Source organism: Methanoregula sp. (assembly GCF_052325125.1).
GTDB lineage: Archaea > Halobacteriota > Methanomicrobia > Methanomicrobiales > Methanospirillaceae > Methanoregula.
In genome coordinates, this window is record NZ_JBKQWO010000052.1 from 25,484 (window position 1) to 51,730 (window position 26,247).

Genomic DNA, 26,247 nt, shown 5'->3' on the forward strand with positions numbered 1-26,247 from the left:
CATGGTAAAGGAACTTTTACGAAAATTATCCAATGCCCACGGGGTATCGGGCAGTGAAAGCAGCGTATTTGCCGTAATAAAAAAGGAACTCAAAGGATATGTTGACGAGATAACCGAAGACCCCATGGGGAACCTCATTGCCGTCAAGCACGGGAACAAGTCAAAAGTGATGCTTGCAGCCCACATGGACGAGATCGGGCTCATGGTAAAGTACATCGATGACAAGGGTTTCATCAGGTTCATCACGCTTGGCGGCTGGTATGCCCCGACCCTCTACAACCAGCGCGTAATTGTCCACGGGACAAAAGGCGACCGTATCGGTGTCATCGGCGGGAAACCGCCGCACATGATGGATGAAGAGGAGCGCAAGAAAGGCGTAAAGCCCGATGACATGTTTATCGATGTCGGGGCGCAGAACAGGGACGAAGTCGAGGAACTCGGCATTGAGATCGGGACGCCCATTACCATCGACCGGGAGTTTACCGAGCTGACCAACAACCGGGTAACCGGGAAAGCTTTTGACAACCGGGCCGGTGTTGCGATGCTGATCAAGACCATGCAGAAGATGAAATCCCCGTTTACTGTTTACGCGGTCTTTACCGTCCAGGAGGAAGTCGGTCTTAAGGGGGCAAAAACCAGTGCGTTTACCATCGATCCTGACTGGGCCATTGCCACCGACGTTACCATTCCCGGCGATCACCCGGGCATCGATATGAAAGACGCGGCAGTCGAGATGGGAAAAGGGCCGGTCATTACGATTGTCGACAGCAGCGGGAGGGGCCTGATCGCAAGCCGCAAGGTTGTCCAGTGGCTGAAGGATACTGCCGAATCCCACGATATTCCGGTGCAGTTTGAGGTGGGAACAGGAGGCACGACCGATGCGACATCCATTCACCTGTCCCGCGGGGGTGTCCCGAGCACCACGATCAGCCCGCCAACCCGGTACATTCACTCACCGGTCGAAGTGCTGGACATCCGGGATATTGAGGGCGGGGTAAACCTGCTGGTCGCGGCCCTCAAAACAAAACCCGGGCTGTAATTTTTTGATATTCTTTTTTTGTCCCGTTTGATTACGTGTTTATTATACTCCACCTCTCGTCGGTGCCGGTGCATCTCTACCAGATGGCAAATTTTTCATTCCGGGATAATGTACATATCTGCTCCAGACGCACCGGAATCCACAATGGCATAATCTTTTGAGAGAAGATTTAACCGGAAAAAGATGTTCGCCCGGGGCATTGGAACAGATCGGGGATGTGCAGATTGTCGATGATGACATCCTGCCATCACGGAGGTTGGAGGTCATCGCATTCCGCAACCCTCCGGTTCCGAGCCCGTGCGGGTCTCGCAGTGCGATCCGAGTAAGGGTTCGGTCGTGAGGATGAGGACATGCGGCCGCAGGCCGCCCGTGGGTGGGCGCTCGCGCCCGCCCCTTTACTTGATATAATGGTCAAAACTGCACGCTACGACGTGAAATGATGTGTGAGTTTTGCATTGAAAACAGGCACTTTGAGAGTAGTTTGAACAAAGTATGGAATCGGACGGTGAATTGAATCGTGAACATTGTTAACCAGATGAAAACCATTGGGGTTCGTGCTCCATTGGAGGTTCACAAACAGATTGTTGGGATTGAGCAGGTCAATGCTGATCTCAATACATCGGTTTCTGAAATCTCTTTAGTAGTTATGGAACAATTCCTTCTGAATTGGAATCCGCAGAAGAATGAAGCCCTACGGAAATTGTTGATTGAACGAAGGAAACGGATTGAATTACAAGAAGGGAGTTCTAGGCTCATATAGAATAAGTCACAGCGTCATTTTTGAAATGAAAGCCATTTTCGTCAGTTGAGCTACATTAAAATAGTCCATTTATATATGATACAAATATGTCAGAAGATGAGATTTCAATCAAAGTCAAACGCAAGCATGTCGAGGATACTCCCAAAAAACCCGAGGATATCACATTTATAGGATATCAAACCGGGATACCAAAAAGGAGTGCAAAAGTTACAAAACGGCTTAAAAAACCATAGCTGATAGAGGAGACACTAAGGTGGTGTGATGATGAGTTATTTATACAATGATACAGAGAGAAGTGTGTATAACATTGTGTTATGAGAACATAATGTTCTGATGACATGCAGCAACGGAGATGGGATAGATGGCGCAATCTGAAGATGAAGAAAACTATTATCCAACATGGGAAGAAGCAAATGCTAACAGAAGTGTTGGAGAGAAAATATATCGTAAACCCAATGTCGGATATTATATCGTAAAACCAAGAAAAGCAGAATTGTCGGCAGTTTGTCATTAGATTTTTATGCCAACATATGATGATTTCCTTTTTTGGCACGGTTTATACCTTCACTCAAAAGAAGAAGAAGAATTCGAAGATATAAATTTTCAAGTCGAACAATTAAAAACAAAAGTTCAAGTCAGTGGAATTTTTTCCGATGAGGATGAATCTCTTTTTTATTCAATTGTGAGAGAAAGTTATCAACGAATTAATCAAAACTTTGCAGAAAGAATTAATTGTAAAATTAGTGAGAGGAAAACCAGGGGCCAAACATTTGCAGACGAACAAAGTAGGATTATACATCTTTTAGACACAAATGATAAAGACGATTTAGACATTGAGAAGTATATCGACATAAATGCCGAATTATACGATATTGCGGCAATTGTTCTGGATAAACTCGGAGTTGAAAAATTTAATATCTTGATCGCAGTAGCTGGGATTATTCTCGGTTTTTTATTAGGGTTGTTAGGTGGATATTTGCTAAAAATATGGGGAGTTTGTTAATAATTACAACCAATCCCGTTAAATCATACCGCAATCCGGATATATAGAAAGATTGTTCGATAAGAGAGGAAAATTCAGCCCTCATACCGTGAACCCTTTTTGTTTATCCGTCAATAGTATTTACGCGCGGCACTCTGTTTTTGAAAAAACAATGAGACAATGCGCGTTTATGGATTATAAGTAAAACTTAACGAAAAAAGTCAGCGAAATCAGGGTTGAAACTCCTTTTCAACACTCTGAAAGAGAAATCAAATAAACCACAATCGATTGTGAGTGGGAAAAGTGTTTGTTTAATAGAATAATCTTTTGAGAAAAGACTTGGACTTGAAAAGTTTTACGCCCCGGCCGGGATTTGAACCCGGGTCAAAAGCTCCGCAGGCTTCTAGGATGTCCACTACCCTACCGGGACTTGTGTTTTATGGGTGCCTGCCTTACTTACATCGTTTTCATCGCTTAAATATCTCACCGAAAAAAAAGTTCCTGTTGAGGGTATCGGGATTGCAGAAGTTCTGTGGCCGGTAAAAGAGAAGGAGTTTCTTAATAACTGGGTGTCTGCACATTTACCGGCGTCCATGTAGGAGTTGCGGTTGCTGTCGGAGCCGACAGGTAATTCTGCGGATGTACGCTCCAGTATTTACATTCGGCAAATGTCTGGTTCCCGGGATCATCAAAATTGCCCACCGGCTTTACCCAGATACCGGTCGTTGCCGTGATATCCTCCCCTTTCATCTCAACCTGGAGATCATCGGAATTGAGGATGGGCCCCAGGGTTGCGCTGGTGTAAACACTCATTCCCTGTGCCTGGCCAAAGCCGTCCTGAAGATAGACCTCTCCCGTAGTCTTGTTTCTGACGGTGATCTCAAACCATGAATACGGGGCATAATCCGAGTACTGCAAGGTTATCCAGTTATTGGCGCCCTGCATTGACTTAACATACTTAGTGACGGTAATGTTGGTGGGAATCACCGTATAGTTGATATACATCGGGGGATTTTTCAGGTCGAACGAGACCGCGGTCGTATTATAGGAATAATACTGCGTATTGAGGTAGATAAGGCAGGACAGGTCTGCAGGAATCGGTGTAGGCGTCGCATACATGGTATATGCCGGATTAGATGCCTGGGCACCGGGATTATTTGTCGTAAAAGGCGTAACCTCTGTCACATATGCCGGGGGTGCAGTTGTTTCCTGAGAGTTTGTCTCGGTGACCTGGCTGCTGCCGGATGCTGATGATGCTTGTGAGGTTGTAGTTCCTTTAGGTGGCGTAATACACCCGGCCGCCAGGAGCGCCAGGACGGTGATCAATGCCAGAGCCACCAAACAGATCTGCTTTGTCATTATTGATGTGTACAGAGTTTTTTTGTTATTTATGTATGTTTAAAAAAAGTGCCGATAAAAGATGCCCCGCTGTTACTGCAGCAATTGTTCGCAGTAATCCGCAACCGTTTCGAGCGTTTTTGTCCGGGCATACCACTTATCGTCTGATTCGATCACCGTCCACGGGGCGTACTTCGTGCTTGTCTTTGCAAACATCTCGTCAATTGCCTCTCCGTAAAGGTCCCATTTCTCCCGGTTTTGCCAGTCCTCTTCGGTGATCTTCCACTGCTTGTTCGGGTCGGCTTCCCGCTGCCGGAAACGCCTGAGCTGCTCCCCGGGGCTCACCTCGAGCCAGAACTTCAGGAGACCGCCACCCCAGTTCCGGAACTCTTCCTCCATCTCGTTGATCTCGGTATAGGCCCGTTTCCATTCCGGTTTCGTGCAGAGCCCCTCGACCCGCTCCACGAGCACCCGGCCGTACCAGCTCCGGTCATAGATCGTGATGTGGCCCGCGTTCGGATAATTCATGATAAAGCGCCAGAGATAGTGATGCCCCTTTTCATGATCGTTCGGGGCTGCGACCGGCATCACGCGGTAACCCCGGGGGTTCAGGTCATAGGTGAGGCGCATGATGGTGCCGCCTTTCCCGGCAGCATCCCTGCCCTCGAAGACTATGGCAAGCGGAATAGTACGCTTGTAGAGGCGGTACTGGCAGTCCCGGACCTTTTTCTGGGCAGCAAAGACCCGTTCCTCGTATTCTTTTCTTTCACGCTGGTCGGGTGCCGATGAGCGGCGGGCGACCGGAACAATTTCCGGGCTGAAGCGGGACCGGGTTTTGATTTCCTGCGTTTTTTTCTGCACGACCTTCGGGAGAGTCCTTTCAAGCGACGTTACGATAGCTGAGTAACAGGTGAGGAGCGTGTGGTTTGGATCCGTAGCCCCGACCACCGTCCAGGGAGCATGCGGGGTACCGGTCCTTTTGAGGAATGTTTCGATGACCGGAAGGTAGGCATCATAATCGCGGTGGAAGTCCCAGTCACCCTGCGTGATCATCCACGCGGTCAGCGGGTTGGTCTCCCGTTCGAGGAGCCTCTTTTTCTGCTCCTTTTTGCTGATGTGAAGGAAGATCTTGATAATAATCGTCCCGTCATCGGAGAGATTGCGCTCGAAACGATTGATGGTGCAGATGACCCTGTCCACGCGCCGTTCCCAGCCCGGGCTGCAGGTTTCCTCGGCAAGCGCCCGGCTGTACCAGCTTCGGGCGAAGATAGCAATCCTGCCGGCCGCGGGAATACGGTTCCAGAACCGCCACATGAGGGGGTGGGTCCTCTCCTGGCCGGCAGGTGAACCGATGGAAGAAAGGGTGAATCCCCTGGGGTCGAGGTGCCGGACGAGCTCCTGGATCGTCATGGTAATTCCGGAGGCGTTCCAGCCCTCGATTACAATAATGACGGGGATCTTTTCGTCCCGCAGCTGCCGCTGGAGCTCGCCGATGCGCTGCTGCAGGGGCATGACCTTCTCTGCCAATGTCCGGTCATCGATCGTTCTGGACAGGTCGCATTTTTTAAGCATAAGACTTCCCTTACCGGAAAACGCCGGTACAATCTGTCGTCGTTATGTTCTCCTTTGGTCAGCACTTCAGATAAAACCAGTGCCGTAAAGAAGAGATTAATGACCTTTGAGGAAACGGCCGGCAGGAATCCCTCTCATCACCAGACAGAACAAAAAAATTTACGGTAAGACCGGAAGTTCGTTCTCCCGCGCCACGGCTACGAAGGCGTCGGCAAGGTACCGGGCCTGCTTTGCCGTCATCCCGTAGGTATTGAACTTCCAGACCCGGGTTGCGCCCGGGATAATACCGAAGATCCCTTTCTCACTGAGTGCGGATGAGAAGAAAAATCCCTTCTTCTTGTGCGTCCCTGCGACCCGGTCAAAGGAACCGGTCGTGTCGACTCTCGTCAGGGTGTGCTTCCTCGGGTACTCGGAGAGAACCTTTGTGCCTTCGATGGAGAGCAGTGCCTCCATCACGATCCGGTTGTTTTCAAGTTCGCGGTCGAAATGTTTTACCCGCTCCTTTACGTGGGGAAACGATGCCATCATGCCGACGAGCGTTGCACCCATGAGCGTGCAGCCCATCAGCTCCGGTTCCTTGAGACCAAACCTCCTCTTTGTCACGTCACCTTCGATTGATGTCGTGCGGAAGACTTCGGTTGCCCGCTCGGCTGTTGTCGCAAGAACCCCGGAAGGTGCGGGTGCCGCCATACTCTTGTGGCCCGAGCCGACCACGAAGTCAACGCCGAGCGCTTTCCCGTCGACGGGCATCGTGCCGACCGTGTACGCACCGTTGCAGAGGACCGGGACATCGTACCCGTGTGCCACCTTCGCGATAGCGGCGACATCGTGCAGGTTCCCATACTGGTAGTCCACATGGTCGATGAACGCGAGCACCGGGGCTTTCCCGAACTTCTGTTTTACTTCGTCGATCTTCGCCGCTGTGGCATCGGGTGTCACAATGTGCTGTTCGTCCACCGGGATCTCGCAGGCGACCCCCCCGGCCTCCTCGACCGCGAGGAACTCGGTGTAATGCGAGAGCGATGTGAGCAGGACCGGATCGCCTTTCTCTACGTACGTATGGGCAACCGCCTGGAAACCCCGCCGGGCGCCGGGCATCATCCGGGCCGCGTCCATGCCAAGCCACGCGGCGACATCCCTGTGGAACTCTGCGATCGGCGGCTTTGAGATGCAGTCGAGCCGGTTGGGCTTCCTGCAGTTGTCGCAGACCGAGTACCCGTCGCCGTACGCGATGATCGCCTTGATCGCATCGCCTGTCAGGCGCCCCCCGGCCTGGATCGGGTCGATGTTGATGAAGAGCTCGTTTACCTGCCTGGCCTCGATGCCGTTGCCGCACTTCATTTCAGCATCTCCTGTTTCAGGGACCCGACCTGCCGTTCGAGGTTTTCAAGCAGGCGGGCCGCCTCTGCCCGCTGCCTCTCGTCCAGTTCATGCATCGGTGCTGTCTCGCGCAGGAGCATGCGGAGATCGGTGAGTGTATAGGTTGTGGAAAAGATCAGGTCAACTGCCCGTTTTGACATGAGATCACCTGCCGGTATATTGTCCTGCCCAAGAATTAAGTAACCGCTTTTGCCGGTGCCGGCCGGCACAAAGGATGAAGATTGCCGGAAATCACTTCATATTTTATAACGTAAAAGCGCGTAAAATACACACTGGATAGAAGAGAAGATAATCACCCGGGAGAGATAGGATGGATTTTAAAAATAAAGTACTCATCATCGGTTATGGTGCCGTGTCCAAGTGCACGCTCCCCATCCTGCTTCGGCATGTCAATATACCGCTTGAAAATATCACCATTGTCGATTTTAAGGATAAATCCCAGGATCTCAAGGCCTATACAACCCGCGGTCTCCGTTTTTTGAAAAGGAAAATTGCGCCTGAAAACCTTGGCACGATCCTCTCCGAGACGCTCTCCGAGGGCGGGTTGCTGGTCGACCTTGCCTGGAATATCGACTGCGGCGAGATCATCCAGTGGTGCCACGACAATAACGTGCTGTACGTGAACACATCGGTGGAAGCGTGGGACCCGCTCGGCGAGCGCTATACCGCAAGTCCTTACGAGAAATCCCTGTACTACCGGCAGATGAAACTCCGGGAGCTCACCCGGGACTGGAAGGATTCCACTACCTGTGTGGTCGACCACGGGGCAAACCCGGGCCTCATCTCACACATGACAAAACAGGGCCTTGTCGATATCGCTGACAAGATGATAAAAGACGCAATTGCACCTGACCCGGCCCGGTTCAAACGCCTCATGGCAGAGCAGAAATTCAACGAGCTTGCGATGGAGGTCGGGGTCAGGGTCATCCACTGCTCCGAACGCGACACCCAGATCTCCCGGTCGCCAAAGAAGGTGGACGAGTTTGTCGGGACCTGGTGCATCGAGGGGCTGCTCGAAGAGGGTACCGCACCGGCAGAAATCGGGTGGGGCACCCACGAAAAGGAGCTGCCCCGGCTCGCACACGTCCCCCCCGCAGGCCCCAAGAACGCGATCATGCTTCCCTATATGGGGATCAATACATGGGTCCGTTCATGGGTGCCTCACCAGGAGATCGTCGGCATGGTGATCAGGCACGGGGAGGCGTTCGGCATCTCCGACCGGTGGACGGTCTGGCGGGACGGGAAAGCGATCTACCGGCCGACCGTGAACTACGCGTACATGCCCTGCGATGCAACAATCGCATCGCTCCACGAGCTGCGGGGGCGGAACTACGAACTCCAGCCCAGGCTCAGAATAATGAACGACCGGGAGATCTCAACCGGTTCCGATATCCTCGGCGCGCTCCTGATGGGGCACCCCTACAATTCCTGGTGGACGGGAAGCATCCTTCCCATCGATGAAGCGCGGAAACTTGCACCCGGCCAGAACGCGACCACGATCCAGGTCGCGCTCGGGGTCGTCTCCGCGGTCATGTGGATGATCGAGAACCCGAAAAAGGGGTTCTGTTTGCCCGATGACCTGCCCCATGAATTTGTATTAAATATTGCAAAACCCTACCTTGGGGAATTCTGGTCCGGTCCATCCGACTGGACACCGCTGAAAGACCGGACGGTCTATTTCCGGGAGAACCCGGCAAACGATTACGACCGGGACGATGTCTGGCAATTCAAAAACTTCTTATTTGTGCGATGAATCACTCATGTACCAACAATACTGAGGAACGGACGTGAACACGACAGCAGATGCATGCAGGCAGGACGACACGGTTTCCCACATGGACCGCGGAAGTCGCCAGATATTCCAGGAACTGGCAAAAAAAGAAGGGACGCCCCTTTTTGTGGTGGATCATAAGAAAATCCGTGAAAACTACCACGAGTTCAAGAAAAATTTCCCCAGGATACAGGCCTATTTTGCAGTCAAGGCGAACTCGAACCCCGAAATTGTAAAAACCCTCATGGACCTCGGTGCAAGCTTCGATGTCGCCTCGATGCCCGAGTTCATGATCGTCTATAACTTTATCAAAGACATGCCGGATAAGGAGCGGCAGGACTGGATCTGGGACCGGATCATCTACGCGAACACGATCAAGCCCATCGAGACGCTCGAAGAGCTCAACCAGTACAAGCCGCTTGTCACTTTCGACAATATCGAGGAGCTTAAGAAGATCCGGGCGCACGCCCCGCAGGCAGGTCTCGTGCTCCGGCTCAGGGTGCCGAACACCGGCTCCATGGTCGAGCTCTCCTCGAAGTTCGGGGCGGACCCGGGCGAGGCAGTCGACCTGATCGCGGCAGCCTTCGACCTCGGGCTTGTGGTCGAGGGCCTCAGTTTCCACGTAGGGAGTCAGTGTACCAACTTCGAGAACTACGTGGTGGCGCTCCAGATATCGGCCGATATCATCGCGGAGGCGGAGCACCGGCTGGACAAGAAGATCCGGATCCTCGATATCGGTGGCGGCTTTCCCGTGAAGTACAACCCCGAGGTCCGTTCCATCGAAGAACTCGCGGTAAAACTCAAGGCCGAGATCGCCCGGCTTTTCCCGCCGGACATGGAGATCCTTGCCGAACCCGGCCGGTTCCTTGTCGCGAATGCCTGCACGCTTATCGCAAAGGTGGTCGGGAAAGCATACCGGGACGGCAAGCCCTGCTATTACATCAACGATGGCGTGTACCACACCTACTCGGGGCAGGTCTTCGACCACTGCACCTACCCGGTGCGCGCGTTCAAGGAGGGGCCGCGCTGTATCTCAGCGGTCTTCGGGCCGACCTGCGATGCGTTCGATACGATCACGCTCTCGGCCGAGCTCCCCGAGCTCGAGATCGGCGATCTTGTCTATTCGGAAAATATCGGGGCCTACTCGATTGCCTCGTCCACGTACTTCAACGGTTTTCCCCCGGCAAAAGTCGTGCATATCAACAAGTGATCTTTTTTTTGGTCATCCTGGCACTCGGGCGAGGCCCGACCGGAGGACGAGAAAGCACTGCTTGAGGCGGGGAGATGGATGGGAAATATTAGAGAGGCCGGGGGTTCTTCCGGTGGACTTTTTTTGAATTTATGGTGATTATGCACTATGGGATCATGTCCTTTGCAAAAAAACTACAACAGGGAGATAAAGTCATCACATGCCCGACGAATTTCCTGTCGGTCCATCCGCCGGTATCGGTCCCTGACTGCATCCAAATCAGATATTTGTACTATAACTTCCCTGAGAAATCCGGCACGTGAGATCTCCCGCCCGAGGATTTCCAAATCGATTTCGCGTCCCCCGCGATTGGGATCGATCAGCGCAAGGATATCGGCACAATCCTTAATTTTTTTCATTCCTTCCCACTGGACATCTGCGGATGTCTGATGGAGAATCCTGTACGTTCTGTCCCATGCGGCTTTCATTTTCAACAGCAGCAGAACCGATCTGTTCGGGACCTGAATTCCCGCTCCTCCCCGCACATTCCGGAACACGGTGTTGCCAGTGAGAATTTCCAGCGTATACGGTATCTCACGATGCCCTTCATACGGATATGGTGTTTCCCGGGGAATGAAATCGAGAATAATCTCGCCATGGGGTGTGACTTTCTCGACGGTATTAACCGGGTAATGAACTCGTGGGTTGTATCCTTCGCGAGTCGTCAGGTACCCGATTAACGATTCACGGCTCCCGTCATCGGTAACGAGATCAATATCCACCGATCCAAAATACGGATTGTATGCATCTACAGCCCAACCCCCGATCAGTACAATATTTTGTGAGTCAGGACCCGGACCGGACGCGTTTACCCAAGATACAATTTTCCGGAGTTCCGCAGCAGAGGTCTCAATGATTTCGGGACCAGGATCATAAACCGGCATATCTCTCCACCATCGCCATGGTCAGGTCCATGGCACTGTACCCAAGTCCCGCAAGATCGAGCAATGTCTGGGAGGGGGATGCGATGACAATGGATTCTTTTTCCTGTGTATGAGTGAATACATCCCGGTCCGGAGTATAAATTATGGCACGGACATTGTTCTCCTGAGTCGTACCAAAATTTTCCTTAAACTGATCGATTGCACCCTTTTCAAGATAGAGACAGATAACATCCTGCCGGAATGCATACGACGTGTAAAGTCCTCCGGAGGTATAACTCGTGAAAGCAAAGGGGATTTTTTGTTCCTTGAGTGCCCGGGTAATTTCCTGGGCGGCCACGTGGGCTCCGGTAAAATTCACAAAAAGTTCTTCCTCCTGTAAATTTTTCAAGGGCCGTTCCCATGCAACACCATTCAGGAGATTTTTCACATCAGCGATGGTTACATAGCCACCCTCTTTCCGGACGATGTTTTGTTCGCTGAGGATTTCAATAACCTTGTGTGTCCACCCGTACGATACATTCTCTTTTATTGCTAATTGACGGATGGAGGTATTTTTTTCCTTAAGCAGGCGGGTAATGATTCTCCAGGATTTATCGGAACTGATACGAACATTGGTGGATTTGTATTCCTGACCTTTGGGCGAACTGATCGCCCAGGGGAGTTTTATAATCTGGATATTGAGATCCCTGGCCAGCTCTTCTTCCCGTTTATTGATGGTCTTTGCAGCAAGAACAAGCCGGACCTCCGGACGATCAGGTTTTTTCTGCCAGAGATCCCGGTTGAGATTCATCCGTGCAAGAGTATCGAGGGTCACGGAACCCTTTTTTATTTCGATGAAATAGATTTTCCCCCGATCCTGGATTATATGATCCGGCTGCAGGGGAAGGGCGACATTCAGGGCATCATAGAGATTGCCCAGTCTCTCCGGTTCCAGATCTCTCGAATCCGGCGGGATGCCTAACTGTTTCCTGACATATTCCTCTGCAGTCTCTGGATTTTCAGAGAATTCCATAGTTATCACTTTAGAGTGATAACTAATTAAATCTATCACTGATACGTATCTCTAATTGGTGATACCAAAGGTAACGTATCAGTGATAACCCCTGTGGGATTTACTTGATCGTCACATCCACGTATTTCAACGCTTTTTCCCGGTAAATGTCGTGCATATCATCCGATGATCCCTTTTAAGATGCTCTCATCGGCAGGTTCATGCCCGGGGACCACGTGATCCTTCTCGCAGGACCGCCGAACTAGCTCCTCATAGGTGGTATCCCGCAGAAGGTGGACGCCTCCATGAAGTCGATGCTTGATGACTGCAAGCAAGGCGGCATGATGATCTACCCGGGTGCGGACGGCGGGGTCCCGGACAAGGCCCGGCTGGAGAATGTCAAGGCGCTGATCGAGGCTGTGAAGAAGTACGGGAAGTACTGATGGGTCAGGGTTGGTCCGCAGATTCTTTTTTTATAATATCATGGGCTGGTGCCGATGACCTGGTGTTCTTCTGGTTAACCCGAATACCGATCTTAAGAGATCCGGAAAAACGTTCCGGGACGTGGGATAATTCATGCACATCATTGCATCGTGAAAATGGCGATTCCCCCGATTTTCCCGATAACGTCTTTGTTACCTTATTCTGGATCTGCAAAGAGCGAGCATTCATCTCCTCCCGCGCAATAAGGATTCACCGGTGAAATTATGACCGGGCAAGGGAAGACGGACATTTTCATCGCGGATGCAACTGACCGTATTGGCGGGCTTCACGCGATCCTTGCGGAGTTTGATCTCTCAGTATTGTCAGGATCTGCAGTGGCTCTCAAGGCAAATTTCAACAGTGACGACCCGTTTCCTGCATCGACACATATCGATATGCTGCGGGGGATTGCTGATTCCATCATAAACGAGGGGCCGGCACATCTCACGCTTGCTGAACGCAGCGGAATGGGAGAGACAAGGTCTGTGCTTGAAAACCGTGGCGTATTCTCTCTTGCACAAGAGCTCGGGTTTTCGGTCGTCGTACTGGATGAGATCGAACGGAACGGCTGGCAGGAGATCCAGGCGCCCGGGCTTCACTGGCAACGGGGTTTTTTTATTGCCAACGTCTTTGCCCGGGCAGACCGCGTCATACAAACCTGCTGCCTCAAGGCACACCGGTACGGGGGACATTTCACGATGTCGTTAAAAAATTCTGTCGGCCTTGTCGCAAAACGGGTCCCCGGCCTTGATTACGATTTCATGGGCGAACTGCACACCTCGCCCCACCAGCGGACGATGATTGCCGAGATCAACAAATTTTATTCCACCGATTTCGTGCTCATGGACGCGACCGAGGGATTTGCAACAGGCGGGCCGGACAAAGGGAAACGTATCCGCCCCGGGGTAATTATCGGAGGGCGGGACCGGGTCGCGATCGATGCAACCGGGGTTGCGCTGCTCCGCTCCTTTGGCACTTCCCACGACGTGAGCGAGGGGACAATTTTCTCCCTGGAGCAGATCGCCCGTGCCTCCGAACTTGGAATAGGTATTTCCTCCGCGGATCAGATCCGTCTTGTTCCTCTCGATGCATTATCAGAACCTGTTGCAGAAAAGATCCAGGCACAGCTCGATACCGGGGAGTAACCGGGGGTTTTGTCGATCCCGGCAGCACAAGAGGATGGATCGATGAGAACCTATTTTTAGTCCCGTGCCAAGAACCGGGTTTATGGCAAAGAAAGCAGCTGCCTCACCGGTCCACCACCGTGATCCCGGCCCTTTGAGGACGATCACGCTCGAAGAGCACTATGCAAGCCCGGCATTTCTTGACGGCCCGGGGCGGAGGCTCCGCGAACAGCCCGTTCTGCCGGGGAACGCAGGCCGCAGGAATCTTGTCGATGAATTACTGGACCTCGGGGAGAAGCGGATCGCAGGGATGGATGCCGCAGGTATCGACATGCAGGTATTGTCGCTGACCGATCCCTCGGTGCAACAGCTCGACGCTGCTGCGGCAAAAGACCTGGCGCGTGAAGCAAATGACTATCTTGCAGCGGCAGTGCAAAGTTACCCGGATCGTTTTGCCGGGTTTGCCACGCTGCCAACAGCCGCGCCGGATGCTGCCGCTGACGAACTGGAGCGCATGGTTAAAGAGCATGGCTTCAAGGGTGGATGGATCAACGGGCACACTCATGGTCGTTATCTCGATGACAAATCATTTTGGCCAATCCTGGAACGCGCCGAAGTACTCGGGATCCCGCTCTGTATCCATCCGACACCGCCGCCGGCGCCGGTAACCGAAGCCTATTACGCAGGGTTTTCACCGGAAGTAACCTTTGGTTTGTCCCGGCACGGGTGGGGCTGGCATATCGAGACCGCGGTCCATGTCCTCCGCCTAATCCTTGGCGGGGCGTTCGACCAATACCCGGATCTCCAGATCGTTATCGGTCACCTGGGAGAATCTCTCCCGTTCATGATGCCCCGGCTTGACCGGGGATTACCAAAAGAGGTAACGAAGCTGGACAAACCCGTTGCGGAGTATCTCCAGGAAAATGTGTACTATTCCTTCAGCGGTTTCAACTTTACCCCGACATTCCTGGATCTCTACCTCCAGGTCGGGGCCGACCGGATTATGTTCTCCGCCGATTATCCCTACGGTTCAATGGCGGAAGCCCGGACATTCCTGGATCATTTGCCCGTGAGCGATGCGGACAAGCATAAGATTGCGCACGGAAACGCGGAGCGGTTATTGAAAGTCTGACCGCGGCAGGTGAACCGGTTTAAGATCTCCAGAGGGGCCGGGCGATAAGGACGGATGCCAGAATCCCCTCTGGTTTCCCCCCGGGAATGCCCCGAAAATACGCCCGTAAAACGCCCCCTTTCGGTTCGCGTGGAAAATACGTATTTTAATCGTCCTGTTTGCCAAAATACGCCAAAATTGAGCCCTATATAATGCCCATAATCGGCCTCTAATGGCCTTTTTTTGGCACCTTTTTCCGGGATCGATCGAAAACCCATTTGAGGTAAGATCAGGGCAGGAAATGGCCTTTATGAGATTCATTAAATTCGTCCGATTGCCAAAATACGGCTTATTTGGGCTTGTTTTTAAAAGGAGCCCGATACGGGCTCCGATTAGATCCCGGAAAGGGCAATCCGGGCTCAATTCGGGCCCGGATTAGATAAGGTTTCGTAGGGGGGTTCCATGAGGCAATGCAGCGTCCATAAGGAGGGGAGACGGGGGCGGACAGGGTGGCTGTATCTGCTGTGATCGGTGCATCGCGCATCATCTCCCGCTTTTTGTCATACTCTCCGCAGAGAAGGCGGGCGACTCTCCATGAAGGCGATGCTTAATGACTGCAAGGAAGGCGGCATGATGATCTACCCGGGTGTGCGGACGGCGGGATCCCGGGCGAGGCAAGGCCGGAGAATGTCAGGGCGAGTTTGAGGAATGGAAGAAGGACGGGTAATATTAAAAAATCCCGGAATTTTTTTTTGTCTGGAGGCCCGGACCGGGCGGAGGTTTTTGGTTGACACATTTCTGCCAACTCAATGAATCCAGATGGTCGCGTACCTATACCGATCCCCCTGCACTTTCAGCACGGATCTCCTCGTATACTTTTTTCATGAGATACCGGCCGACAAGATCCTGAAACTCTTTTTCATTCATGAATTTTGCCGTTATCTCTTCATTCTGGTCCATCCTGCTGATGAACAGACCTTCCAGTTGTTTCCGGAATGCATATCCGAAATTTTCCAGCGTATTTGCAAGAGCCGCCTCCCTCAGATGCGTGTCGGATACTGCATCTTCCCGGATCGAATCGAAGAAGAGCTGATCGGCCGGTTTAAAGTCCGTACCAAAATGATCGTTGAGAATCTCGATGAGCTGAGAAAGTTCTATTTTTTTATCGCTGACTGTCCCGGTACCCACTGCAAGAGGGGCAGTGACCTCGCCACCTTTGCCCTTCTCAAGAGTGATAGAACCTTCGCTGATCTTCTGGAGCCGGTAATATTTGAGTGCGACTTCATTGTCAAGGTTGAGCGCCGGTCCCAGATCCCTTCGGGGAAGTTTTGTCAGGAGGAACCGGATGAACGAGTAGTGTTTTTCCAGATCGGCGTCCTGGAACGGGATGATCTGGGCAAGAAAGGCGTAAAGATTACGGTACGCGACGAGCACTGTGCGGAATTCTTCCCGTGTCTTCTCGTCTTTTTGGTTATACCGGAGAACCGAAGGATCGATACATGCATTGAGGCGTGCATGATCACCCGGGCTCTGGCTTTTCTTTGGGGAATAGAAGACCCGTGCAAATTCCTCTATCTCGGTTGTGTAATAGATCTGGTAGGCATCCAGTTTTGCAATCAGGTCATAGAGCTGGCGGACATCTGCCCGCTCCCCGACCAGTGTCTGTTCGTAAAACGGCTGGAATGCCTCCCGGATCTCCTCGGCCTCATTGACAAAATCAAGGACAAAGGTATCTTCCTTACCGGGATGGATCCGGTTGAGCCGGGAGAGGGTCTGCACTGCCTGTACATCCGCGAGCCTCTTATCGACATACATGGTATGGAGAAGTGGCTGGTCGAATCCGGTCTGGTATTTTTCCGCCACAAGGAGGATCTGATATTCATCGGATGCAAAACGTTCGGGCAGTTCTTTTTCCCTGATACCTTTGTTCATCCCAACTTCCGTGTATTCGACATTATGGAGATCCGGATCAAACACGGTACCGGAAAATGCAACAAGTGTTTTGATATCCGTATACCCTTTTTCAGCGATATAATCGTCAAATGCCTGTTTGTACCGGACCGCATGAAGACGGCTGTCCGTGACAACCATCGCTTTTGCCCTCCCACCGATTTTATGGAGTGTTACCTGCCGGAAATGCTCCACCATAACCTGTGTTTTCTGGGCGATGTTGTACGGATGGAGGCTCATGAACCGTGCGAGCGCCCGGGCGGCCTTCTTCTTATCGACCTCAGGATCTTCTTCAATGGATTTGACCAGCCGGTAATAGGTCTTGTAGGTCGTGTAATTTTTCAGGACATCGAGAATGAATCCCTCTTCGATTGCCTGCCGCATCGTATAAAGATGGAATGGGTGGGGCTTCCCATCGTCACCGGTTCTTCCGAATACCTCTAACGTCTTGTATTTGGGTGTAGCCGTAAACGCGAAAAAACTGATATTTTTCTGACGCCCCCTCTTGAGCATCGTGAGGATAATCTCTTCTTCAGATCCGGCTGTCGGGTTTTCTGCGAGATATTTTTCCATCTCCTCTTTTACCACGGCTTTTGCCAGTACTCCCTTGAGCTCGATTGCACTCTCCCCTCCCTGCGAGCTGTGTGCTTCATCGATGATTACTGCGTAACTGTGTTTTGGGAGCTCGCTTATCTTTGCAGTCACGAACGGGAATTTCTGGAGGGTCGTGATGATCAGCGGCGTTCCCGCTGCAAGGGCATTAGCGAGCTGGGTCGAGTCCTTGTTGATTTTCTGTACGACTCCCTGCTTGTGCTCGAACTGGTAGATCGTATTCTGGAGCTGCTGGTCGAGTACCAGGCGATCCGTGACCACGATCACGGAATCGAATATCTTCTGGTCCTTGTCGTTATGGAAACTTACGAGCCGGTGGGCGATCCAGGCAATCGTGTTACTCTTGCCGCTCCCTGCCGAGTGCTGGATGAGATAGTTCTGCCCTACACCGTTCTCCTCTGCATCGCGGATGCTTTTCCGGACGGCATTGAGCTGGTGGTACCGGGGGAAGATTACGGATTCGCGTTTGATGATCCGGTTCCCGAGTTTTTTCTCTTCTGTCTGGATGTGGACAAACCGGGCGATAATGTCCAGGAAACTGTCGCGCTGAAGCACTTCTTCCCAGAGATATGCCGTTTTGTAACCCCCGGGATTTGCCGGGTTTCCTGCCCCGTCGTTATCCCCGCGATTGAACGGGAGAAATACGGTACTCCTGCCGGCAAGCTGCGTGGTCATGCAGGCTTCATCGGTATCCACTGCAAAATGGACAAGTGTCCTTTTTTTGAACTGGAAAATCAGGTCGTTTGGATCGCGGTCATTCCGGTACTGGGCCTGTGCATCCTGCCAGGTCTGGCCGGTCATCGGGTTCTTGAGTTCGAGCGTTGCCAGCGGAAGCCCGTTGAGCCCGAGGACGACGTCGATGGAATTCTCATGCTTTGGAGAATAGCGGAGCTGGCGGGTGATGGTGAGGATATTCTCATTATAGAGCCGGAGCGTCTCCGGGTTGAGGCCGCTTGCCGGCCTGAAATATGCGACACGGAAGAGCTTCCCGAACGATTTGAAACCGTGGCGGAGAACGGAGAGGCAGCCTTCGTGCTCTGAGTTGAGGGCCTTAGCCAGATCCTCCAAAAGGGTTGTTTCCGCCCGGTCTTTCTGGATATTTTTGAGGTATTCCCATTCCTTCGCTTGAGTTTTTTTGATGAATTCGAGGACGACAGCAGGATCAAGACAGCGTTCGCGATCGAATTGTGCGGGATCGGTTTTGCGGTACGTATCTTTACCGGTCAGGTAATATTCAATGGCGGTCTCAAATGCGGCTTCGGTGTGGCTGTTCATGGATGGATCATGCTCGTCCCATTCCTGTTATCTGTTAGATTTACCGTGACGGATATATAGGCATTGAATTGAGAGGAAAAAAAATACCGTGCCGGAGATGGGACAAGAAACCTTATGATATCCGAAGGGGACGTTTAGGTATATCGGGCAGGGTAAGAGTCTGATGGCGTTTTTCAAGTCGCCCGTTCCGGTCAACGGGGTTATGATCCAGAAAGAAACGATCCGCGAGACCGACAAGGTAAAAGAGATGCCTTTGGATCATTCTGTCACGCTTGACCGTCTCGGAGAATTCGTATTCCGACGGCCTCTTGTTGTCCGGGTTTCCTATCCGGATAATGACGGGCACTGGTGTCTTGAGAACAGCGATTTGTCATTATCCGGCTATGGCTCGACATACCCGGAAGCACTTGCATCTCTTGCGGAAAGCCTCGAATCCCTGATCACAGGATACCGGGCGTTTGAAGATGCAGTTTTATCCGGAAAATCCCGGAAGATCAAAAAAGATTTGCAGAACTACCTTGATTTTTAGCGATATCGATTTGTAGTCTGAAAGTGTCCTAGTCAGGAGATGATTTTGCGGGTTAATGGAGATACAAGAAAAAAGTACTTTATATTTGTCCAGCCTTTCCGGAGGAAGGTTGTTTTCCCGGTTCGGGCTGAAAAAATTCCATCTCGCCACGCTGATAAGAACCTTCGAGCACCTCGGCGAGCTTTGCGGCAAGCTGCTGGGCAGCGGAGTGCGACATGTAGACCCGGGTTCCCGGGATCATCATCTTGCCGTCTTTTTTTATCCCGGGCATTTCTAAAAAATCAATGAAAACATCCCGGTTCGTGCAGGTGATATACGAGACATTGGAATATGAAGAGGCCCGAATATCCGGGATCATCTCGTCCGGCCTGAACTGGTACATTTTACTGATATCGATAGCGATCTGCTGTCCGGTGTCCGGTTCTTTTGATGAAGTTTGTTTTTTTGCGTCCATGTACATCAGTCCTGTGTTGCAGTACCTGCCGGATAACGATACTCATTTTCTTTCCCTACCGTGACCACCGGGGAAATGCTGCCACTTGCGCCGGAAATCCGGTACGGCGTGGTTGAGGCAAACGCCTGCATTCCCCTGCAGGAAGGGAGAACGGAATCGCAATAGTGCTGTATTGCCGTATTCATGCAGTCGGATTCCCGCCGGTCATCGAGCGTTGCATAGGCAAGGAGCGTGAGGGCGACAAACGTTTTTTTGGAGCGGTCAACCGTATAGGCCGGGTGTTTTCCCCCGGAAGACTTTACAAGGCCGAATTTTGTCAGGGTCAAAAGGGCATCCCGGATACTGGGTGACGAGGCTCCGGTCAGCTCTTCGAGATCCCGTGGATGGTAGACAGAGTGAGGGTCAGCAATGATCTCCTCAACCACCCGTGCGATCACCGTATCTCCGAAGAGACCCGCATACGGGATATCGGAGAATTCCCGGTCAGGCCCCGGTGCCGGTGCAGAAGTAACTCCAGGCATATGTTTCACATCTACAGATGGTGCAGTAACCATAAATAAATTTTCTATAACAGCAAATTTGTTTACAGTTCTGTCCACTGGCTGTGATGAGGGATCTCCTCACCGAATTCAATCATGAGATTGTCTGCCCAGACCAGATCATCAAGAACCACCCATTTCTCCCCGGTTGAAGGATCGTTTTTGCACCGCATCCTGCCCCGTGCCGGGCCACGGCAGATCTCTTTTGGCCGGATGCCTTTTGTCTCCCATTTTTTTGTGCAGTATATCAGTCTCTGCGATGCACCCCGCTTCTTGAGCCAGGCAAGGAAGCGGACAACTTCCTGCGTGATGCCATCGTCATCAGGATGCAAAGCGGGGGCCATTATTCATACTCATGAATCAAAGGCCATAAATGATGGGGATGGACGGGGTGAAAGTGAACAGAGTATGCGGATTACCAATGATCAGTTGACAGAAAAACAGGAGTCACAATTTTCTCAAAGCTCGAATGCTCTTCCATTCCACTGGAATTCGTCCAGATCCCCGTTGTCGGAGTTGTCATTGACGCGCCCAGCTGATACCCCCGGAGGTTTCTGAAAAAATTGTCATAACTATTTGTTAACAGCGCAGGAAATTATCAGATTCTCGGGAGTTCCTTATACATTCCCACCGGATAAGATTGTTGTAACGCTTGTCATCATAAGCTTGGCCAGCACTTCTTTTGCAACCTCAAACGACACACCACCGGCTTGACGGAAAATTTCTTTTGCCGTGGTCCAGCGGTTGTCATCACGGGAGGCATCGAGAAAATCATGACCCTGCCATGTCAGGCACGAAGGTATCGCTTCCGGGCTCTCACTGCCCAAGGTTGTAACATCTGAACCTTCGACAAGTCCCGCCTGCATCATAAGATACACATGATACCCAACCTGATCGGAGGAATAGCCTTCGATCGCAGGCATTTCGTTAAAAAATCCCTGCGGATTTGCTTCCATCGCCAACAGAATCTTTCGCACCAGATCCATGTCCCGTTTCATGCTTTCGCCTCCTGTCGAACATCGATTTTTCCTGTCACCGCAGCAGAGATGAGGGCGGAACGATATTCGTGGAGTTCTACGATGCTTTCAGAGATTTTTTCAACTATTTTGTTAATCTGCATTTTCTTTCTGAATATGGAATCTGCAATCTTTTTTTGTTCTTCAAGAGGGGGAACAGGAGTAACTAACTCGAAAACATCAGGCATGCCTATCGTTTTAATCGTAGACCCCATAGTCAATCGTTCAAGTTCTTGGGTCATTGAATAAAAAACAAATAACAAATAGTCCGGCCAGATTTTTGACCCGCAAATCCACGCAATAATGTGTTGGGACACTGCCATGGGTCGTGTAGTTATTGCAGCCAATCCTATTGTGGCATCGCGAGTGAAGACCACGGTTCTTTCGGGTAAAAGGTGGGCTGATGAATTTGCCATACCCAATTCACTGATACACTGCGACGTTTCAGCAATGTAATCATGATTCTTTAGATAGCCCGTGTCATTTAATGACACCCACGGGATATTACAGTCAATCCAGTACTCTTCAACTTGCTTGCTTGGAGTATGTCCACTATCCAATTTTGCGACCCATTTTATTCGTTCGACCGTCCAATGTGCTGGTATCTTCCCCAGCCAATCAACCCCCGAATCCTTCATCTTCACTGAATGATCGAGCCCCTTCGTTATCGCATGGCTGATGAGGGCGGCACGCTTCTCTTTCAGGAGTTCGATCTGCCGCTCCTTCTTTTCTATCAGGGCATCGATGCGGGCGGTCTCACGGTCGAGGAAGGTGGCGATGGAGAATTGTTCAGGAAGGGGAGGGAGGTAAATTGGTAAAGATCGAACAATCTCCAAATTTAATCCATCTCTCTCATCATCGCCAACCAACCCTCGAATTTCTTTATAACGGGATCTCAAGTAATGGTATAAATAAAAATAATGAAGTTTTCGAGAGTTACAGATAATTGCTGCAAGAGATTGATTACAACTAGCGGAAATTTGCAGTATTGCCGCCATTCCTTTTGTTCTGCCCTGTCCATTGAGAGCGATCATTACCGAATTAATTGGAAGTAATTTCGCATTCGAATTCTCTAATGCATGAGGAGTAATTTTTTCTGTTGTATCTGTAATTAATCGGTTATTCACTTCACCCGAGCTCATCCAGGGTATCGTCCCCCCCTCCCAAAATTCAGGGTGATCTCTATTGGGTGTACCTCCAGTGAGCACTTTGCAAAAATATCGAATTTTTCCCGCATTCCAATCTTTCGGTATTTCCCCCAGCCACTCGACTCCCGATGGCTTGTACACCGGATATCTCTTCCATTTCATCGGAGAATTTTCCCCAGAGTCAGATGCCTTGGCACTCATCTGATCACATCCGCTCTCACAGTGGTACCTCATCCAGTTCTATGAGGGAGTGTTCCGTGCGTTTGATCCCGATGTCGTTCTCTATAAGGAGATCAACCAGCTGGTCGCCGTTCATGAGCGCGACCGGAGTGGCATCCGGACGTTCGGCTTCGACCCGTGCTCCGGATGAGAAATCGCTGGTCGTGATGATGAGTCCCTGTTCATGAGCGCCGAGCGATCCCCGGACCTGCTGGATAACCGGGGTGTGAACATTATGTTTCCACCTTTTTACCTGGACGGCCATCTTTGTCCTGATGACCTCGCCGACAACCAGCGTGCCCCGGACGTCGATCCCGCCGTCCCCGCTGTACTGGGTTACTTCAACAGAATCAAACCCGATGGCGGAGAGGAGGTTCCCGATCAGGGTTTCAAATTCTGCCGGTTCCATTCCCAGGAGACGCTCGTGGAGCTGGGCTTTTGTCTCATTGTTGTGTTTCTCGATCTCGTATGCAAGCCCGCGATCGTGCCATTCCGTAAGGCCGAAGTACCCGTCCCCGAGCATCTCAAACCGCGAGACATCCCCCCGCTTCGAATTCCTCCTGATATCGTAAAAAATTTGGGTGTACATCGTGTTCTCGGGAGTCCTCCCCTCTGTTTTGATGAGATGGAGCGCGAGAGCTTTTTTTGTGATCTCCCGGTAGTGCATCGGTTTGTTATCTGAATATTCCAGAAGCACCTGCTCTGCCGCATCGGTAAACGAGAGGGTTTCCTTTGCAACAGTGGCCGGTACCGTTCTGCCCGCATCTGCAAGGCCGTAGATCCCCGGTCCATAGCGTCGGAATTTTGACTGTGTCCCTTTTTTATTGATATCAACAACAAGTTGTGCGTTAACGGTGTGTTCCGGCGTTTTTCCTTCCGGTTTCCAGAGTTTTTGGTCAAGAACTCTTTTTGTAATATCAATGTAATGCAGCGGCTCTTTTGCCTCTTTCAGAATCGTGAAAACCGCATCGAGAACGGTCATCGTGAAGCTCCTTTGAGGAGTTCCGCTATCTCATCTTCAATCTTTACTAGGTCCACCTCAATCTCTTCCAGCGGCCGGGGCGGGACGTATTTGTAGAAATACCGGTTGAAATTGATCTCGTAGCCCACCTTTGTCTTGCTCTCATCGACACATGCGTCCGGCACGTGCGGGAGGACTTCGCGTTTCATGTACGTAGCGATATTTTCCTTAAGGGGGACATTCTCGTAGTCCCGGAGCGCCGGGTCCGGTTCCGGGTTTCCCTTGCTGTCGGTGCAGATATCGGCTGTTTCATCCGGTTCGGATAGCGCATCAAGGATTTCTTTGAAGAGCGGGGCCGGGATGGCAATGTCGGATTTCTTCAGCGCATCCTTGAGAGCATTGGTAAACTTGTCCCGGTTTTTAACGAGGCCCAATTTTTTCAGGGAGACGATTGCGGACAGGATTGCCTGCTGCTGGCGTTTGCCCTCCGCCTCCTCCGCTGCAATCGTGGAAGCATCCTTGCGTTTTTTGCTCGCGGCAAGTTCCCCGAATTTCGTACCCTCCGTCACCCGGGCGAGCCGTTTATCGGTGACGGCATAGTTGCGCCTCAGCGGCCGCTCCACGGTGATCCGGTGGTAGCCGAAATCCTCGTTATCGAAAATGCGGACAAACTCGTTCTCCTGGAAAGCGCCGTAGAGATTTGTTATCTGGTTCCGCTGCTCCACGCAGATCTCGTTGCGCTTGTTCCCGAGGCTCTTGCGCATTTTCTTAAAAAACCCGGTTGCGTTGACCAGCTGGATCTTTCCTCTGCGTGATTTCTCCTTGCGGTTGGTCACAATCCAGAGATAGGTCGAGATGCCGGTATTGTAGAAGAGCTGGTCGGGAAGTGCGACGATAGATTCCAGCCAGTCGTGTTCGATGATCCAGCGCCGGATCTCGCTCTCGCCGGAACCGGCAGATCCGGTAAAAAGCGGTGAACCGTTGAAGACAATGGCAAGCCGGGTTCCCCCTTCTCCCACCGGCTTCATCTTGCTGATCATGTGCTGCAGGAAGAGCAGCGAACCGTCGCTCACCCGGGGGTAGCCGGCCCCGAACCGGCCGCCGAATCCCTGCTCTTCGTGCTCTTTTTTTATTGCGTCCTCTTCGGCTTTCCACTCGACACCGAACGGCGGGTTGGCAAGCATGTAATCGAAATGCCGGCCTTTGAATGCATCTGCGGTAAAACTGTCGCCAAGGGCAATGTTGTCCGGATCCTGCCCCTTGATCAGCATATCTGAACCGCAGATAGCGTACGCCTGCTCGTTGATGTCTTCGCCAAACACCGCCAGACCGGCATCGCGGTTCAAATCATGAACATATTCATCGGATACGGAAAGCATCCCGCCGGTCCCGCAGGCCGGATCGAACAGGGACTTGATGATCCCTTTTTTGGTCAGGATATCCGCATCCGGCAGGAAGATAAGGTTAACCATCAGCCGGATCACTTCACGGGGCGTGAAATGATCACCGGCCTCTTCATTGCTGGCCTCATTGAACCGGCGGATGAGTTCCTCGAAGATATAGCCCATATCGATATTCGATACTTTATCAGGATGCAGATCGATATCGTCAGCAAACTTGGAGATCACAAGAAAGAGTCGGTTGTTCCTGTCCAGTTTCTCAATCTCCTTCTCAAAACCGAATTGATCAAAAATATTCCGGGCATTGCCTGAAAAACCTTTGATGTACGCCGCCAGGTTTGCCGCAATATTATCCGGGTCCTCTTTGAGTTTTTTAAAAGTGAACCTGCTGATGTTGTGGAACTGGTGACCGGATACAGTATTGAGGATAGGATCGAGATTTTTGACCTTTCCGCCTTTCATTTTATTGTATTTTTCGAGCACCTGATCCTTTGTCGGCTCCAGTACGCAATCCAGACGCCGTAAGACAACCAGTGGAAGCATGACATCCTTGTACTGGTTGGGTTTCCACGGCCCGCGGAGGAGTTCTGCTATTGACCAGATAAAATTGACCTTATCGTTAAAATTGTTCATCAACAACCCCGGGATATTTTTATTGGTATAATCTATGTTAGATTCTGGTTGCGAACCAATTAAGGTTATGAAAAAGGCGTGAGATCCGGTCAACGTCCTATACCATATCACCGGACCTACTCCCATCACTTAATAACCGTCCAACACTTCCCCAATATCAGCCATAACCAAAGCCAACACCCTCGCGCCAGTAGTCGGACATAGAAAAATGCAAACCGGTTCACGTGTCCACAAGCAAAAGCACGGCCTCACCCGGATCGTCCCTTCACACGGGAATCTCTCCATCGTCCACGGCTCCGAAAAAATTGTGGATCAATCCGGCCGGCACGGCACGTGAATTCCTGATCAACACCCGGGGAAAATTATCTCCCACGTAATTCAGTCCACTTCGGGGGATCGAATTGCAGGCAGATCGCTCCTGCACCGATCAGGATGATGCCGGAAATAAAAAACAGGAAACTCAGCCGGGACAGGACAATCGCCACGATAAATCCGGTAATCGCGAGAAGGATCCCCAGTCTTCCGATTTTTTCCATCATGTTTATTCTCGCAACACATCTGATAAGGATTCTGACAGGGTGATGGGACCGGCCAGCCGGCCCCCCTATCCACCAGCCGGTTTTACCCCCTTTTTCCCTCCCGCCCCCACAAATTCACGTCGGAGAAATGGTCAAAAACGACTTTCGCATATATCCGCGTTTTTTCGGCCGATCAGGGTGCTGATCAGGGGATGTGCTATGCCAAAAAGATCCTCGATTTCTGGGCCGTTACGGGCCAATAGCTGACATCGAAAGCGGACGAATTTCGGCAAACAGGGCTCATTTCAG

At 51.5% G+C, this 26,247-nt stretch carries 25 protein-coding genes and 1 tRNA gene; 10 read left to right on the plus strand and 16 right to left on the minus strand.

All coding sequences use genetic code 11. From position 1 onward, the window contains the following. Window position 1 precedes the first annotated feature (1 nt). The 4 genes from ACLQMU_RS11910 (at window position 2) to ACLQMU_RS11925 (ending at window position 2,802) form a co-directional block, all read left to right on the plus strand. Entirely contained in the window at window positions 2-1,039 is a 1,038-nt protein-coding gene (locus ACLQMU_RS11910) for a M42 family metallopeptidase (protein ID WP_424039965.1), read from the plus strand. An 846-nt stretch (window positions 1,040-1,885) separates the two neighbouring features. After that, a complete protein-coding gene (locus tag ACLQMU_RS11915; RefSeq protein ID WP_443673722.1) occupies window positions 1,886-2,032 on the plus strand; it encodes a hypothetical protein in 147 nt (48 codons plus the stop codon). A 128-nt stretch (window positions 2,033-2,160) separates the two neighbouring features. Continuing rightward, complete coding sequence (locus tag ACLQMU_RS11920) at window positions 2,161-2,313, plus strand: hypothetical protein (protein ID WP_422149140.1); 153 nt, start codon at window positions 2,161-2,163, stop codon at window positions 2,311-2,313. A gap of 6 nt (window positions 2,314-2,319) precedes the next feature. Further along, complete coding sequence (locus tag ACLQMU_RS11925) at window positions 2,320-2,802, plus strand: hypothetical protein (protein ID WP_422149139.1); 483 nt, start codon at window positions 2,320-2,322, stop codon at window positions 2,800-2,802. A 337-nt stretch (window positions 2,803-3,139) separates the two neighbouring features. Here the strand turns inward: ACLQMU_RS11925 and ACLQMU_RS11930 are convergent. The 5 genes from ACLQMU_RS11930 to ACLQMU_RS11950 form a co-directional block, all read right to left on the minus strand. Next, window positions 3,140-3,211 (minus strand) — tRNA-Arg (locus ACLQMU_RS11930). Between the two features lie 128 nt (window positions 3,212-3,339). Continuing rightward, window positions 3,340-4,140, minus strand: a complete 801-nt coding sequence (locus ACLQMU_RS11935) for a hypothetical protein (RefSeq protein ID WP_422149138.1) — start codon at window positions 4,138-4,140, stop codon at window positions 3,340-3,342. Window positions 4,141-4,212: 72 nt separating this feature from the next. Beyond that, window positions 4,213-5,691 (minus strand): polyphosphate:AMP phosphotransferase, encoded by a 1,479-nt coding sequence (pap, locus tag ACLQMU_RS11940; RefSeq protein WP_422149137.1) that lies wholly within the window; start codon window positions 5,689-5,691, stop codon window positions 4,213-4,215. A 159-nt stretch (window positions 5,692-5,850) separates the two neighbouring features. After that, entirely contained in the window at window positions 5,851-7,032 is a 1,182-nt protein-coding gene (pscS, locus tag ACLQMU_RS11945; protein ID WP_424040063.1) for an O-phospho-L-seryl-tRNA:Cys-tRNA synthase, read from the minus strand. Further along, on the minus strand, window positions 7,029-7,211 hold the full coding sequence (locus ACLQMU_RS11950; protein ID WP_422149135.1) for a hypothetical protein: 183 nt from the start codon (window positions 7,209-7,211) through the stop codon (window positions 7,029-7,031). Before ACLQMU_RS11950 ends, pscS begins: the two co-directional genes overlap by 4 nt. 170 nt (window positions 7,212-7,381) lie before the next feature. On the opposite strand from ACLQMU_RS11950, the gene ACLQMU_RS11955 reads away from it, so the two are divergent. Both ACLQMU_RS11955 and ACLQMU_RS11960 read left to right on the plus strand, forming a co-directional pair. Beyond that, the gene (locus tag ACLQMU_RS11955; RefSeq protein WP_422149134.1) at window positions 7,382-8,824 is read left to right on the plus strand and encodes a saccharopine dehydrogenase C-terminal domain-containing protein; all 1,443 of its coding nucleotides are present in this window, start codon (window positions 7,382-7,384) and stop codon (window positions 8,822-8,824) included. Between the two features lie 34 nt (window positions 8,825-8,858). After that, complete coding sequence (locus tag ACLQMU_RS11960; RefSeq protein ID WP_422149133.1) at window positions 8,859-10,052, plus strand: type III PLP-dependent enzyme; 1,194 nt, start codon at window positions 8,859-8,861, stop codon at window positions 10,050-10,052. A 173-nt stretch (window positions 10,053-10,225) separates the two neighbouring features. Here the strand turns inward: ACLQMU_RS11960 and ACLQMU_RS11965 are convergent, their stop codons facing one another. Further along, on the minus strand, window positions 10,226-10,813 hold the full coding sequence (locus ACLQMU_RS11965; RefSeq protein WP_422149132.1) for a hypothetical protein: 588 nt from the start codon (window positions 10,811-10,813) through the stop codon (window positions 10,226-10,228). 148 nt (window positions 10,814-10,961) lie between these two features. Beyond that, window positions 10,962-11,987 (minus strand): hypothetical protein, encoded by a 1,026-nt coding sequence (locus ACLQMU_RS11970; RefSeq protein WP_422149131.1) that lies wholly within the window; start codon window positions 11,985-11,987, stop codon window positions 10,962-10,964. A 284-nt stretch (window positions 11,988-12,271) separates the two neighbouring features. Between ACLQMU_RS11970 and ACLQMU_RS11975 the strand changes: the two genes are divergently transcribed. The 3 genes from ACLQMU_RS11975 (at window position 12,272) to ACLQMU_RS11985 (ending at window position 14,705) form a co-directional block, all read left to right on the plus strand. Continuing rightward, complete coding sequence (locus ACLQMU_RS11975; protein ID WP_424040061.1) at window positions 12,272-12,409, plus strand: hypothetical protein; 138 nt, start codon at window positions 12,272-12,274, stop codon at window positions 12,407-12,409. 264 nt (window positions 12,410-12,673) lie between these two features. Beyond that, entirely contained in the window at window positions 12,674-13,594 is a 921-nt protein-coding gene (locus ACLQMU_RS11980; RefSeq protein WP_424040100.1) for a DUF362 domain-containing protein, read from the plus strand. A gap of 82 nt (window positions 13,595-13,676) precedes the next feature. After that, the gene (locus tag ACLQMU_RS11985) at window positions 13,677-14,705 is read left to right on the plus strand and encodes an amidohydrolase family protein (RefSeq protein ID WP_424040098.1); all 1,029 of its coding nucleotides are present in this window, start codon (window positions 13,677-13,679) and stop codon (window positions 14,703-14,705) included. A gap of 810 nt (window positions 14,706-15,515) precedes the next feature. On the opposite strand, the gene ACLQMU_RS11990 is transcribed toward ACLQMU_RS11985, so the two are convergent. Next, window positions 15,516-18,521, minus strand: a complete 3,006-nt coding sequence (locus tag ACLQMU_RS11990) for a type I restriction endonuclease subunit R (RefSeq protein WP_424040097.1) — start codon at window positions 18,519-18,521, stop codon at window positions 15,516-15,518. A 163-nt stretch (window positions 18,522-18,684) separates the two neighbouring features. Between ACLQMU_RS11990 and ACLQMU_RS11995 the strand changes: the two genes are divergently transcribed. Continuing rightward, the gene (locus tag ACLQMU_RS11995) at window positions 18,685-19,050 is read left to right on the plus strand and encodes a hypothetical protein (RefSeq protein WP_422150459.1); all 366 of its coding nucleotides are present in this window, start codon (window positions 18,685-18,687) and stop codon (window positions 19,048-19,050) included. A 79-nt stretch (window positions 19,051-19,129) separates the two neighbouring features. On the opposite strand, the gene ACLQMU_RS12000 is transcribed toward ACLQMU_RS11995, so the two are convergent. The 8 genes from ACLQMU_RS12000 to ACLQMU_RS12035 all read right to left on the minus strand — a co-directional run bounded on the left by ACLQMU_RS12000 (window position 19,130) and on the right by ACLQMU_RS12035 (window position 25,959). Further along, the gene (locus ACLQMU_RS12000) at window positions 19,130-19,504 is read right to left on the minus strand and encodes a DUF3467 domain-containing protein (protein ID WP_422150458.1); all 375 of its coding nucleotides are present in this window, start codon (window positions 19,502-19,504) and stop codon (window positions 19,130-19,132) included. A gap of 5 nt (window positions 19,505-19,509) precedes the next feature. Further along, the gene (locus ACLQMU_RS12005; RefSeq protein ID WP_422150457.1) at window positions 19,510-20,025 is read right to left on the minus strand and encodes a hypothetical protein; all 516 of its coding nucleotides are present in this window, start codon (window positions 20,023-20,025) and stop codon (window positions 19,510-19,512) included. A 62-nt stretch (window positions 20,026-20,087) separates the two neighbouring features. Further along, window positions 20,088-20,387, minus strand: coding sequence for a hypothetical protein (locus ACLQMU_RS12010; protein WP_422150456.1), 300 nt, complete (start codon window positions 20,385-20,387; stop codon window positions 20,088-20,090). 273 nt (window positions 20,388-20,660) lie between these two features. After that, window positions 20,661-21,041: a DUF2513 domain-containing protein gene (locus ACLQMU_RS12015; RefSeq protein ID WP_422150455.1), complete on the minus strand. Its 381-nt coding sequence runs from the start codon at window positions 21,039-21,041 to the stop codon at window positions 20,661-20,663. After that, window positions 21,038-22,408: a restriction endonuclease subunit S gene (locus ACLQMU_RS12020; protein ID WP_443673723.1), complete on the minus strand. Its 1,371-nt coding sequence runs from the start codon at window positions 22,406-22,408 to the stop codon at window positions 21,038-21,040. The genes ACLQMU_RS12015 and ACLQMU_RS12020 overlap by 4 nt, the downstream gene beginning before the upstream one ends. A 16-nt stretch (window positions 22,409-22,424) precedes the next feature. Beyond that, window positions 22,425-23,408 (minus strand): HTH domain-containing protein, encoded by a 984-nt coding sequence (locus ACLQMU_RS12025; protein WP_422149197.1) that lies wholly within the window; start codon window positions 23,406-23,408, stop codon window positions 22,425-22,427. Further along, entirely contained in the window at window positions 23,405-25,420 is a 2,016-nt protein-coding gene (locus ACLQMU_RS12030) for a type I restriction-modification system subunit M (RefSeq protein ID WP_424040189.1), read from the minus strand. The genes ACLQMU_RS12025 and ACLQMU_RS12030 overlap by 4 nt, the downstream gene beginning before the upstream one ends. 362 nt (window positions 25,421-25,782) lie before the next feature. After that, entirely contained in the window at window positions 25,783-25,959 is a 177-nt protein-coding gene (locus ACLQMU_RS12035; RefSeq protein WP_422148194.1) for a hypothetical protein, read from the minus strand. Between the last annotated feature and the right edge of the window lie 288 nt (window positions 25,960-26,247).